Origin of the sequence: Burkholderia sp. BCC1988 (assembly GCF_905339895.1) — a bacterium.
Classification (GTDB): Bacteria; Pseudomonadota; Gammaproteobacteria; order Burkholderiales; family Burkholderiaceae; genus Burkholderia.
Genome location: NZ_CAJPHA010000011.1, coordinates 187,388 through 199,780, shown reverse-complemented (window position 1 = coordinate 199,780; position 12,393 = coordinate 187,388). Strand labels below are relative to the sequence as shown.

The following is a 12,393-nucleotide window of genomic DNA, read 5'->3' as shown; positions in this document are numbered from 1 at the left end:
CGCCCCGACCGCCGATGAACCCTCCCCGCCTCGTCGAAATCACACCCGCCACGCATCGCGTCGAGATCGATCTCGTCTACGCGACCGAGCGCAACCTGACCGGCAAGGCGATCTACCGCCGCGCGCACTGCCTGCTGCTCGAGCCGGCCGAAGCCGCGCTGCGCCGCGCGGTCGACGTCGCCGCGCAGGCCGGCTTCACGCTGCGCGTCTACGATGCGTACCGGCCGCCGCAGGCGCAGCAGGTGCTGTGGAATTTCCTGCCCGACCCGAACTTCGTCGCCGATCTCGGCCGCGGCTCGAACCACAGCCGCGGCACCGCGCTCGACCTGACACTCGTCGACGCGAACGGCGAGGTGCTCGACATGGGCACCGGCTTCGACGAGATGGTGGCCGCGTCGGGCCACTTCCACGCGGGGCTGCCCGAAGCCGTGCAACGCAACCGGCTGCTGCTGCTCGGCGTGATGCACGCGGCCGGCTTCGCGCATATCGACAGCGAGTGGTGGCACTACGAGCTGCCCGGTTCGCATGCGTTGCCGCAGATCGACAACGACGCGAGCGGCCCGTGGCGCCTGATGTAACGACGCTGCACGTTCCCTTCACCGTTCACGTTCAACGACTTCAACGACACATGGAGAAACGCACATGAAGCCCCTGACCTCACGGCTCGTCGCGGCGCTGGCCGCCGCGTCCGTGCTCGCCGCCGTTCCGCTTGCCGCCGCACGCGCGGAAACACCGAAGGACATGTTCGTGATGGCCACGCTGCTCGACGAATTCACGACGCTCGATCCCGGCGAGATCTACGAGCTGGTGCCGGAGGAATACGTCGCGAACACGTACGACCGGCTCGTGCGCGTCGACCTGCGCGATCCGTCGAAATTCAACGGCGACGTCGCGCAGTCGTGGACGGTGAGCCCCGACGGGCTGACCTATACGTTCAAGCTGCGCCCGGGCCTCAAGTTCCACTCGGGCAACCCGCTGACGGCCGACGACGTCGCCTGGTCGATCCAGCGCGCGGTGCTGCTCGACAAGGGCCCGGCCGCCGTGCTGACCGGCATCGGCCTCACGAAGGCGAACGTCGTCGCGAACGTGAAGAAACTCGACGACCAGACGGTGTCGATCACGACCGACCACAAATACGCGCCGACCTTCGTGCTGAACGTGCTCGGCGCGTGGCCCGCGTCGGTGCTCGACAGGAAGCTGCTGCTGTCGCACCAGCAGGGCGACGACTTCGGCAACGCATGGCTGAAGACCAACGAGGCCGGCTCCGGCGCATACAAGCTGGTCAAGTGGGCGGCCGGCGACAGCATCGTGCTGCAGCGCTTCGACGGCTACCGGCTGCCGCTCGCGATGAAGCGCATCGTGCTGCGCCACGTGCCCGAAGCGGCGAGCCAGCGCCTGCTGCTGGAAAACGGCGACGTCGACGCGGCGCGCGACCTGAGCCCCGACGATCTCGTGTCGGTCGTGAAATCCGGCAAGGCGAAGGTCATGGCCTCGCCGCAGGCGACGCTGCTCTATCTCGGCCTGAACACGAAGAACCCGACGCTCGCGAAGCCCGACGTGCAGGAAGCGCTGAAGTGGCTGGTCGATTATTCCGGTATCCAGACCAACGTCGTGAAGACGACTTACAAGGTGCACCAGACCTTCCTGCCCGAAGGCTTCCTCGGCACGCTGAAGGCGAACCCGTACAAGCTCGACGTCGCGAAGGCGAAGGCGCTGCTTGCGAAGGCCGGCGTGCCGAACGGCTTCTCGGTGACGATGGACGTGCGCAACGACTATCCGTATACGGAGATCGCGCAGGCCGTGCAGGCGAACTTCGCGCAGGCGGGCGTCAAGGTGCAGCTGATTCCCGGCGACAACAAGCAGACGCTCGCGAAATACCGTGCGCGCCAGCACGACATCTATATCGGCGAATGGTCGGCCGACTACATCGACCCGCACAGCAACGCGCAGGGTTTCGCATGGAACCCCGACAACTCCGACAAGTCGAGCTATAAAATGCTGGCCTGGCGCAACAGCTGGGACATTCCGCAACTGACGAAGGAGACCGACGCCGCGCTCGCCGAGCCGACCGCCGCGCAACGTGCGCAACGGTATCAGGCGATGCAGAAGGACCTGCTCGCGCGCTCGCCGTTCGTGATCATGTTCGAGAAGGTCGCCCAGGTCGCGACGCGGCCCGGCGTGAGCGGGCTCGAAGTCGGACCGATCAACGATCTCGTGTCGTACCGTAACCTGAAGAAGCAATAAGATTCGCCGCATGTCGACTCCCGTCTCCTCCCTCGAAGCACTGCGCACGCTGCCCGCGCGCCGCCCGGCCGTACGCTGGGCGCTGCGCGTGCTGCGCTGGGCGCTCACGCTCGCCGTCACGTTCGCGGGTCTGCTCGCGCTGACGTTCGTGATCGGCCGCAAGGTGCCGATCGATCCCGTGCTCGCGATCCTCGGCGATCGCGCGTCGGCCGAGGCGTACGCGGCCGAACGCATCGCGCTGGGCCTCGACAAGCCGCTCGTCACGCAGTTCCTGATCTACGCGCGCGACGTGCTGCACGGCGATCTCGGCATGTCGCTGCTGACGTCGAACCCGGTGCTCGACGACATCCGGCGCGTGTTCCCCGCCACGCTCGAACTCGCGACGATCGCGACGCTGATCGGCATCGCGATCGGCGTGCCGCTCGGCGTCGCGGCCGCGGTGAAGCACAACCGGCCGATCGACCACGTCGCGCGCTTCGTCGGCCTGATCGGCAATTCGGTGCCGGTGTTCTGGCTCGGGCTGATGGGACTGCTGCTGTTCTATGCGCGGCTGCACTGGGTCGGCGGCCCCGGCCGGCTCGACCCGGTGTACGACGGGATGGTCGACCCGCGCACGGGCAGCCTGCTGATCGACGCGGCGCTCGCGGGCGAGTGGGACGTGTTCCGCAACGCGGTATCGCACATCGCGCTGCCGGCCGCGATCCTCGGCTACTACTCGGTCGCGTACCTGAGCCGGATGACGCGCTCGTTCATGCTCGACCAGCTGAGCCAGGAATACATCGTCACCGCGCGCGCGAAAGGCTTGTCCGAGCGCCGCGTGATCTGGCGGCACGCGTTCGGGAACATCGCGGTGCCGCTCCTGACCGTGATCGCGCTCACGTACAGCAACCTGCTCGAAGGCTCGGTGCTGACGGAGATCGTGTTCGCGTGGCCCGGGCTCGGCTCGTACCTGACGGGTGCGCTGCTGAACGCCGACATGAACGCGGTGCTCGGCGCGACGCTCGTGATCGGTGCGATGTTCATCACCGTCAACCTGCTGACCGACGCGCTGTACCGCGTGTTCGATCCGCGTGCGCGCTGAGGGCTGCCGCGACATGACTGCTTTCACGCTGCTTCCTTTCCCGTCCATGCCGAAGGTGTCCCGATCATGAATGCCGAGCGTCTCACGCTGCGCGCGTGGCTGCTTTCCGATGCGCCCGCGTCGCGCGCGCAGGCCGCGTTCGGCCTTGCGTATCGCCGCTGGCGCCGCTTCGCCGCCAATCCGCTCAACCTGTTCGGGCTCGCGATCCTGGTCGCGCTGATCGTCGTCGCGATCGTCGGCCCGCTGATCATGCCGCACGATCCGCTGCGCCAGGTGCTGTCCGACCGCCTGCTGCCGCCCGGCTCGCCGTCGCACTGGCTCGGCACCGACCAGCTCGGCCGCGACATCCTCTCGCGGCTGATCGACGGCTCGCGCCTCACGCTCGGCATCGCGCTGCTCGTGGTCGTGATCGTCGTGCCGATCGGCCTCGCGATCGGCACGACGGCCGGCTATTGCGGCGGCTTCGTCGACAGCGTGCTGATGCGCATCACCGACATCGCCCTCGCGTTCCCGAAGATCGTGCTCGCGCTCGCGTTCGCGGCCGCGCTCGGGCCCGGCGTGATCAACGCGGTCGTCGCGATCTCGATCACCGCGTGGCCCGCCTATGCGCGGCTCGCGCGCGCGGAGACGATCCGCATCGCGCAGGCCGACTACATCCATGCGGCGCGCCTGCAAGGCGCATCGGGCCCGCGGATCCTGCTGCGCTACATCGTGCCGCTGTGCATGTCGTCGGTGATCGTGCGCGCGACGCTCGACATGGCCGGCATCATCCTGACCGTCGCCGGCCTCGGCTTCCTCGGCCTCGGCGCGCAGCCGCCGAGCCCCGAATGGGGCTTCATGGTCGCGTCCGGCCGCAACGTGCTGCTCGACGCGTGGTGGGTCGCGACGCTGCCCGGCGCGGCGATCCTGCTCGTCAGCCTCGCGTTCAACCTGCTCGGCGACGGGCTGCGCGACGTCTTCGATCCGCGTCATGGAGCGTGACATGTCACTGAATTCCGCCAACGCCGCCGCGCCGCTCTGCGAGATCGACGGCCTGAAGATCGGGTTTCGCGGACACGACGGCGTCGTGTCCGACGCGGTGCGCGACCTGTCGCTGACGCTCGCGCCCGGCGAACGGCTCGGCATCGTCGGCGAATCGGGCTCCGGCAAATCGCTGACGGGCCGCGCGCTGCTCGGCCTTCTGCCCGAAGCCGCGCGCTGGTCGGCCCGCACGATGCGCTTCGCGGGCCACGATCTGCTCGCGATGTCGGCGAGCGAACGCCGGCGCCTGTGCGGCAGCCAGATGGGGATGATCCTGCAGGATCCGAAGTATTCGCTGAACCCGGTGATGACCGTCGCGAAGCAGATGGGCGAAGCATTCCGCCTGCATGAGCCGGGGCTGCGCGGCCGCGCGCTGCGCGAACGGATCGTCGATGCGCTCGCGGCCGTGCAGATCCGCGATCCGGCGCGCGTCGCCGATGCGTATCCGCACGAGCTGTCGGGCGGCATGGGCCAGCGCGTGATGATCGCGATGATGGTGTCGACCGGCCCGCGTCTGTTGATCGCCGACGAACCAACCTCCGCGCTCGACGTCGCGGTATCGATGCAGGTGCTCGCGGTGCTCGACGCGATGATCGCGCGGCACGGCACGGGGCTGATGTTCATCAGCCACGACCTGCCGCTCGTGATGTCGTTCTGCGATCGCGTCGCGGTGATGTATGCGGGCCGCGTCGTCGAAACCTGCGCCGCGCGCGACCTGCGCAACGCCACGCATCCCTACACACGCGGGCTGCTCGCGGCGAACCCGCCGCTCGCGAACCCGCCCGATGAACTGCCGGTGCTGCGGCGCGATCCGGCATGGCTCGATACCGTTTCGCCTGCCGGCGCCGCGACGGCACAACAGGAGTCCGCCCGATGATCGACGTCGATCACGCCTCGATCCGTTTTCCGACCCGCACGGGCCATGTCGACGCCGTGCGCGATGCGAGCTTCGCGGTGCGCGACGGCGAAGTGTTCGGCCTCGTCGGCGAATCGGGCTCCGGCAAGTCGACGCTGCTGCGTGCGCTGACCGGCCTCGTGCCGCTCGCGGGCGGCAGCCTGTCGATCGACGGCCGGCCCGTCGGCGGCACGCCCGACCGCGCATTCCGCCGCCACGTGCAGATGGTGTTCCAGGATCCGTACGCGTCGCTGCATCCGCGCTTCACGGTCGACCAGACGCTGCGCGAGCCGCTGTCGATCCACGGGATCGACGACGCCGACGCGCGCATCGCCCGCGCGCTGTCCGAAGTCGGGCTCGGCCCGGCGTTCCGCTTCCGCTATCCGCACCAGCTGTCGGGCGGCCAGCGCCAGCGTGTCGCGATCGCGCGCGCGCTGATCGTCGAGCCGCGCGTGCTGCTGCTCGACGAGCCGACCTCCGCGCTCGACGTGTCGGTGCAGGCAGAGATCCTGAACCTGCTGCGCCGCCTGCATCGCGAACGCAACCTGACGATGATCCTCGTCAGCCACAACCTCGCGGTGATCGGCTTCCTGTGCCAGCGCGTCGCGGTGATGCAGCACGGCGAGATCGTCGAACAGCTGCGGATCGAGGACGTGCGCGCCGGGCAGGTGGCACGCGACTACACGCGCACGCTGCTGCGCGCGACCGAAGGGTACCGCCGGCTCGATCCGGCCGTCGACGCGCCCGCGGCCTGATACGCGTCGCTCGACGATAACGCGGCCGTTCACACGCACGAACGTCGCATGACGTGCCGCGACCGCCACGCGGCATGCCGCCCGCTGCCACGCTCCGCCGGCCGGTCATTTCCGCTTCGATCCGCTTCGAATAGCGAATAACGGCCAACGAATAGCGGATGGCGCGAATATCGAATGGCGCGACAACAAAATCGGTACCTTGACCGATTTCACTCGCGGGACCACCACGTCCGCCCGCGCCCACCCCGCCTGCTCCCACGCCCTTCCCGCCTGAATGCCGCATCCGGCAACAAAAACTTAGTACTTGTACTAGACAAAAATCCAATCGATTCGTACTTATCGCATTACAAAATCATTACGATATCCGCATAATTCAACGCGAAAACGCGCCATTCAGAGATTTAAATTCACCGCGTGCTTTCAAACGTCGAACTTTAATTGGAATTTTTAAATATGAAAAACATCAAGCGCAGCGCAATCCCATTCCTACTCGTCGCAGCCGGCGCAGCCTTTTCGTCCACGGCCCACGCGGTGGATGGCACCGTCAGCTTCGTCGGCAAGGTCATCGCGTCGACCTGCAGCGTCGAAGGCGGATCGGACCTCACCGTCCCGCTGCCGCCGGTCAGCACCACCGCGCTCACCGACGTCGGCTCCGTTGCCGGTCGCAGCGCATTCTCGCTGGCGCTCAAGGGTTGCACGGTCGGCGACGAAAATCCGGTGAAGGTCGGCGTGATCTTCGAGAACGGCACGAACGTCGATCAGTCGAGTGGCCGTCTGACGATCGATTCGGGTGAAAAGGCCGCGCAAGGCGTCCAGATCAACGTGCTGGATCATCAGCAGAACCTGATCCCGATCGGCGCCCAAACCAGTGCCAACACGCAACTCGCCAATATCGACGCCGACGGCAACGCGAAGCTGGACTACTTTGCCGAGTACTACGCGGCCGGCGACGTGAAGGCCGGCGACGTCAACTCGCGCGTCGAGTACTCGCTGATCTACCAGTAAGGATGAGCGCGTGGAGGTCGCCGTCCCGGCGATCTCTGCCCCATCGCGCCGCGCGGCGCAGAAACCGCGGTTTCCGTCCGCTTCCTTTCCACGATCCGACTCTCTACGCCTATGAAACTGTTGAAGCTCTTCCGTACGCTGACCCTGGCCGTCACCGCATTCGCGTCGCAAGCCGACGCAAGCGTCGTGATCGCCGGCACGCGCGTGATCTTCCCGTCCAGCGAGCGCGAGGTCACGATCCAACTCACGAACGACAGCAAGCGTCCGGCGCTGGTGCAGGCGTGGCTCGACAACGGCGACAGCGGCGCATTGCCCGAGAACATCGACGTGCCGTTCACGCTGACGCCATCGATCTTCCGAATGGAATCCGGCAACGGCCAGACGCTGCGTCTCGTGCACACCGGCGAGCCGCTTCCCGCCGACCGCGAATCGCTGCTCTGGCTGAACGTGCTCGAAGTGCCGCCGAAGGCGTCCGCGGAAGACAACCGCAACCGCATCCAGCTCGCGTTCCGCTCCCGCATCAAGATCATGTATCGCCCCGACGGGCTGGCCGGCAGCGCCGACGATGCGCCGATGCTGCTCGACTGGCGCGTGGTTCGCGCCGATGGCGGTTACGCGCTCGAGGCGAGCAATCCAACGCCGTTCGTCGTCAATTTCGGCAACGTCATGCTGAATGCCGCCGGCCGCAAGCATGACGCCGGCATGGGTTACGTGCTGCCTCGCAGCACACAGCGATTCCCGATCAAGGATCTCACCGGCGTGCCCGCTGCGGGCGCAACGGTCGAGTTCGGCAGCATCAACGACTGGGGCCGGTCGATCGACATCAAGCGTCCGGTCGGCGTCGCCCCGTAACGCGGCCGAAGCCGGCAGCGCGCACCACTGGCGCGGCCGACCGCCTCATCTCCTTTGGGCCACCGCCCTTTCTGCCGTCCCGACCAGACGGCCTCGAATCCCCGGACTCGTCATTCGCCAAACAGCATGCGCACGCCCGCGCGACTGCGTCGGCAAAACGCATCCGCTCGATTCGACATTATCTGGAGTACTACTCATGACCTCGACTCGACTGCCGCGCCACGACGTGGCCGACATGCCCCGCATCAAGCCGATCCATCTGCTGGTGGTGGCTTGCGTCGGCGCGTGGTCGAGCGATGGCCGCGCGACGGCACAATCCGCCGCCGAAAGCACGCTCGCGCAAGTCGAGTTCGACGGCGCATTCCTGCAGAATCGCCTGGGCAAGCATTTCGACGTCTCGCGCTTCGCTCAGCGCAACGTGACGGCCCCCGGCGTGTATACCGCTGACATCCATGTCGGTTCCGACTGGATCGGCCGCTACGACGTGCGCTTCACGGCCGCACCGGACTCGGGCGACGCGCGGCCGTGCTTCGACCGCGCGTTGCTCGAACGCGTCGGCATCGATTTCGGCAAGCTCGCGCCGGACGTCGTCGCGGCGCTTGAGGGCGACCGCGCATGCCTGCGGATCGAGCAAGTCGTGCCGGAGGCAAGCGCGGCGTTCGACTTCACGCGCCAGGTACTCCGGCTCTCGATCCCCCAGGCATCGCTCGCGCGCAAGGCGCGTGGCTACGTAAACCCCGATCAATGGACGTCGGGCGAAACCGTCGGCCTGCTCGGCTACAACTTCAACCTCTACTCGTCGAAGGCCGGCGGCCATACCACCCAGACGCAAGGCTACCTCGGCCTGAACGGCGGCGTGAACCTCGGCAGCTGGCGCTTTCGCCATGAAGGCTCCTATTCATGGTCGTCGCGCGGCCAGAGCCGGTACCAGAATCTCGCGACCTATCTCCAGCGTGACCTCCCGTCGCTGTCGTCGCAACTCGTCATCGGCGAAAGCTACACGTCGGGGGAACTGTTCGATTCGATGCAGTTCCGCGGCGTGCGCCTGTCGACCGACGACCGGATGCTGCCCGACTCGCTGCGCGGCTATGCGCCCGTGGTGCGCGGCATCGCGAACAGCAATGCGAAGGTGACGATCCGCCAGAACGACGTGACGATCTACGAGACGACCGTCGCGCCCGGCAATTTCGAAATCGACGACCTGTACCCGACCGGGTATGGCGGCGACCTGCAGGTGTCGGTCTCCGAGGCCGACGGTTCCGTGCATACGTTCTCCGTGCCCTACGCCGCCGTGCCGATGTCGCTGCGGCCGGGCATCGGCCGCTACAGCTTCGTCGCGGGCACGCTGCGCAATCCCTACGGATCGAGCCAGCCGCTGTTCGCGCAGGCCACGTACCAGCGCGGCCTGACCAACCTGCTGACGGCCTACGGGGGCGCCACGCTTGCCGCCGGTTATGCATCCGCGATGCTGGGCGGCGCCCTCAATACATCGTTCGGCGCGTTCGGCACGGACGTGACGCATGCCATGACCTCGATCCCCGGTGCGAAGCGCTACAGCGGGTCGAGCATGCGCATCAGCTATGCGAAGTCCGTCGAGGCGACCGGCACCGACATCGCCCTTGCCGCGTATCGTTATTCGACGGACGGCTATTTCAGCCTCAACGATGCGACGCAGGCACGCGACGCCGTACGGGACGGCCACACGGCCAGTTCGGTCTGGCGTCAGCGCCATCGCGCGTCGCTGGCGCTCACGCAGCGCCTCGGCGCGACCGGCGGGCGCATCAACGCCACGGCATCGGCCGTGAACTACTGGAACCGCTCCGGCTCGGACGTCAACTATTCGGTCGGCTATACGAACCAGTTCCGTAACGTGTCCTATAGCCTGACGGCCACGCGGCAGCGCAATGCCGGCGGCGACATGAGCACGCTCTATTACGCGAGCGTCACGATCCCGTTCGGCCGCGAGCGCCCGATGACCGTCACCGGCAACGTATCGCGCGACACGCTCGGCCGTACGCGGCTGCAGTCGACGCTGTCAGGATCGCTCGGCGACGATCACGCGCTGTCGTACAGCGTCAGCGCGAACCACGCGTCCGGACCGGACTCGGTCACGGACGGCAGCGCCAACGTCACGTACCGCACGCGCATGGCCGAAATCAATGCCAGCGCGGGCGCGAGCACGGACTTCCAGCAGGGTTCGCTCGGCGTGCGCGGCGCGCTGGTCGCGCACCGCGGCGGCATCACGCTCTCGCAGCCGTTGTCCGAGACATTCGCGATCGTCGAGGCGCCGGGTGCGGCTGGCGCGCGCATCACCAATGCCGCGGGAGTCAAGGTCGACGGCAACGGCTACGCGGTCGTGCCCTACCTGACGCCGTACAGCCTCAATACGGTCGCGCTCGATCCGAAGGGCATTTCGATGGACGTCGAACTGAAGGAAACCAGCCGGCAGATCGCGCCGCGCGCTGGTGCAGTGCCGCTCATCCGGTTCACAACCGACACCGGCCGCGCCGCGCTCGTCCGAGCGCCGCAGGCCAACGGCACGCCGCTGCCGTTCGGCGCGGTCGTGCACGACGAGACCGGCAAGGAAGTCGGCGTCGTCGCCCAGGCGAGCAAGATCTTCGCGCGCGGACTCAACGACCGCGGCTCGCTGACGGTTCAATGGGGCGACGACGGCCGTTCGGTCTGCCGCATCGCCTACGAGCTTCCCGTCGCGGAGCGTCGCGGACGATCGCCAGGCATCCAGATCGTCACGAGCATCTGTCAGGCCGATTCGACGACTGCCGCCATTCAATAAGGAATCCAGATGAAATATCTTTACGCATCGTCCGAATCGCCACGAGTCACGAGCCTGACGCGCATGGCACACGCACCCGACGCACGCGGTGGCATCGCCCGACGCGCGGCCGGCGTGATCGCGGCTACGTCGACCTTGCTGCTCGTGTGCGCTGCCTTTGCGACCGACGCGGCAGCAGAGTCCATCTATGCCTTCGGACAGGCAACGGTTTCGAGCCCGTCGAACGCGACGCCCGGAACGATCGTCGCGCGTCATTACTTCACGCCGCAGGACGTTTGCGGTGCCAGCACCTGCCAGATCACCAACATCCTGATGTACTCAAAGGGTAGCATTTGGGGAGGCACCGACGGTCCCGACCTCGAAACCAACGTGTCAGGCCTGTCGACGCGGCTGCTGATCGACGGCAAGGTGGCAGTCTCGTCGACGAGAGAAACATTGCGCAATACAGGCGAAGTGCAGTTGTTTCGCGACAGCCGTCAGCCGCGGGACGGGTCGCTCAATTCAGGCTCCTTCAACGGGTACTTCCTCATCAATTACAAGTCCGGCATCCTCGGTAAAACGGCAACGGTCTTCCTCGACGCGAAGGTCAGCTTCATCAACGGAACGTGCTCGATTTCCGATCAGACCGTCGCCTTGCCGCCGGTGCAGCATCATGTGTTCAGCGGCATCGGTTCGACTGCCGGCGCGACCGATTTCCGGGTTCACCTGAACAACTGCCCGGCCGGCTACAACCGGATCGGATACCAACTGGCCCCGCTGGACGACGTCGTCACCGGCACGCCCGGCGGGATGCAGCTGCGCCCGGACGCCACGGCCACCGGCGTCGGCATCCAGATCGCCGATGCCACGACCGGCCAGCCGCTGACGCTGCGTAAATCGCACACGGTGACGAACTACAACCCGGCCACCGGCGGATCGCCGTCGATTCCGCTTCGGGCGTCCTACCTGCAAACGGACGCGAAGATCGGCGGCGGCTACGTTCATGCCGGAGCACAGGTCCTGCTCGACTATCAATGAACGGCACGCGCCGCGACATCCCCGCGACACGGCGCCGTGCGATACTCGGCGCGCCGCGCACCGGTTCGCCGCCACCGGGAACCTCGGCGCGCCGTACCTGTCCATGTCCTTTCGTCAACAGCTCAACAGCTATAGGGAGGCGTTCATGCTGCAATTCATCGAAACCCTGGTGGTCGGGCTCATCGTCGGCCTCCTCGCACGTGCGCTCAAGCCCGGCGACGACAAGATGGGCATCCTGATGACCGTCGTGCTCGGCATCGTCGGCTCGCTCGTCGCGGGCTACGTCGGCCGCGCTGCCGGCTGGTATGCGCCGGGCCAGGGCGCGGGCTGGATCGCGTCGATCATCGGCGCGATCGTGCTGCTCGTGATCGTCGGCGCGGTGCGCAAGCGCGCGGGCTGACCGCCGCATCGCCCGCGTCGATGCACAACGGCCGCTCGTTCGCACGAGCGGCCGTTTTCTTTTTGCATACCTCAATTCGCGCCACCCGTGAATCGTTGAATCCTCAACGATTTACCGGCAAACGCCGCATCCATTGACGCCCCTTCCGCCAGCGTACGCCACCGGCAATACCCTGACTTGCGGCCGCACAAATTTGAGATAAATTGATTGAAGGAATACGGCGTCATTTGCTTATTGCCGTTATTTCCGTCTTTTCATTCAAGAGGTCCGATGGATTTGCCGTTTACGCATACAGCACCGCAGCGTTGACGGACTGCCATTCGAGCGGCC

11 protein-coding genes are annotated in these 12,393 nt (G+C 66.7%); all 11 read left to right on the top strand.

Translation table 11 applies throughout. From position 1 onward, the window contains the following. Positions 1 to 14 precede the first annotated feature (14 nt). The 11 genes from ddpX (at position 15) to U4012_RS17970 (ending at position 12,063) form a co-directional block, all read left to right on the top strand. The gene (ddpX, locus tag U4012_RS18020; RefSeq protein WP_321800463.1) at positions 15 to 578 is read left to right on the top strand and encodes a D-alanyl-D-alanine dipeptidase; all 564 of its coding nucleotides are present in this window, start codon (positions 15 to 17) and stop codon (positions 576 to 578) included. A gap of 64 nt (positions 579 to 642) precedes the next feature. Continuing rightward, positions 643 to 2,244 (top strand): ABC transporter substrate-binding protein, encoded by a 1,602-nt coding sequence (locus U4012_RS18015; protein ID WP_321800461.1) that lies wholly within the window; start codon positions 643 to 645, stop codon positions 2,242 to 2,244. A gap of 10 nt (positions 2,245 to 2,254) precedes the next feature. After that, positions 2,255 to 3,325: an ABC transporter permease gene (locus tag U4012_RS18010; RefSeq protein ID WP_321800459.1), complete on the top strand. Its 1,071-nt coding sequence runs from the start codon at positions 2,255 to 2,257 to the stop codon at positions 3,323 to 3,325. 66 nt (positions 3,326 to 3,391) lie between these two features. Then, positions 3,392 to 4,306, top strand: a complete 915-nt coding sequence (gene nikC / locus U4012_RS18005) for a nickel transporter permease (RefSeq protein WP_124492228.1) — start codon at positions 3,392 to 3,394, stop codon at positions 4,304 to 4,306. A gap of 1 nt (position 4,307) precedes the next feature. Beyond that, the gene (locus U4012_RS18000) at positions 4,308 to 5,222 is read left to right on the top strand and encodes an ABC transporter ATP-binding protein (RefSeq protein WP_044843243.1); all 915 of its coding nucleotides are present in this window, start codon (positions 4,308 to 4,310) and stop codon (positions 5,220 to 5,222) included. Further along, positions 5,219 to 5,995, top strand: a complete 777-nt coding sequence (locus U4012_RS17995) for an ABC transporter ATP-binding protein (protein ID WP_321800455.1) — start codon at positions 5,219 to 5,221, stop codon at positions 5,993 to 5,995. The genes U4012_RS18000 and U4012_RS17995 overlap by 4 nt, the downstream gene beginning before the upstream one ends. 531 nt (positions 5,996 to 6,526) lie before the next feature. Beyond that, positions 6,527 to 7,000: a fimbrial protein gene (locus U4012_RS17990; RefSeq protein ID WP_415750385.1), complete on the top strand. Its 474-nt coding sequence runs from the start codon at positions 6,527 to 6,529 to the stop codon at positions 6,998 to 7,000. Between the two features lie 111 nt (positions 7,001 to 7,111). Then, entirely contained in the window at positions 7,112 to 7,852 is a 741-nt protein-coding gene (locus tag U4012_RS17985) for a molecular chaperone (protein ID WP_321800451.1), read from the top strand. Positions 7,853 to 8,048: 196 nt separating this feature from the next. Further along, positions 8,049 to 10,646 (top strand): fimbria/pilus outer membrane usher protein, encoded by a 2,598-nt coding sequence (locus U4012_RS17980; protein ID WP_321800449.1) that lies wholly within the window; start codon positions 8,049 to 8,051, stop codon positions 10,644 to 10,646. A 9-nt stretch (positions 10,647 to 10,655) separates the two neighbouring features. Further along, positions 10,656 to 11,663 (top strand): fimbrial protein, encoded by a 1,008-nt coding sequence (locus U4012_RS17975; protein ID WP_321800447.1) that lies wholly within the window; start codon positions 10,656 to 10,658, stop codon positions 11,661 to 11,663. A gap of 145 nt (positions 11,664 to 11,808) precedes the next feature. Further along, positions 11,809 to 12,063: a GlsB/YeaQ/YmgE family stress response membrane protein gene (locus U4012_RS17970; RefSeq protein ID WP_321800527.1), complete on the top strand. Its 255-nt coding sequence runs from the start codon at positions 11,809 to 11,811 to the stop codon at positions 12,061 to 12,063. Positions 12,064 to 12,393 lie beyond the last annotated feature (330 nt).

What these genes read in the sequence shown, in the direction of transcription:
- ddpX (WP_321800463.1), top strand. Translation starts at nt 15, where the DNA reads ATGAACCCTCCCCGCCTCGTCGAAATCACACCCGCCACGCATCGCGTC.
- U4012_RS18015 (WP_321800461.1), top strand. Translation starts at nt 643, where the DNA reads ATGAAGCCCCTGACCTCACGGCTCGTCGCGGCGCTGGCCGCCGCGTCC.
- U4012_RS18010 (WP_321800459.1), top strand. Translation starts at nt 2,255, where the DNA reads ATGTCGACTCCCGTCTCCTCCCTCGAAGCACTGCGCACGCTGCCCGCG.
- nikC (WP_124492228.1), top strand. Translation starts at nt 3,392, where the DNA reads ATGAATGCCGAGCGTCTCACGCTGCGCGCGTGGCTGCTTTCCGATGCG.
- U4012_RS18000 (WP_044843243.1), top strand. Translation starts at nt 4,308, where the DNA reads ATGTCACTGAATTCCGCCAACGCCGCCGCGCCGCTCTGCGAGATCGAC.
- U4012_RS17995 (WP_321800455.1), top strand. Translation starts at nt 5,219, where the DNA reads ATGATCGACGTCGATCACGCCTCGATCCGTTTTCCGACCCGCACGGGC.
- U4012_RS17985 (WP_321800451.1), top strand. Translation starts at nt 7,112, where the DNA reads ATGAAACTGTTGAAGCTCTTCCGTACGCTGACCCTGGCCGTCACCGCA.
- U4012_RS17980 (WP_321800449.1), top strand. Translation starts at nt 8,049, where the DNA reads ATGACCTCGACTCGACTGCCGCGCCACGACGTGGCCGACATGCCCCGC.
- U4012_RS17975 (WP_321800447.1), top strand. Translation starts at nt 10,656, where the DNA reads ATGAAATATCTTTACGCATCGTCCGAATCGCCACGAGTCACGAGCCTG.
- U4012_RS17970 (WP_321800527.1), top strand. Translation starts at nt 11,809, where the DNA reads ATGCTGCAATTCATCGAAACCCTGGTGGTCGGGCTCATCGTCGGCCTC.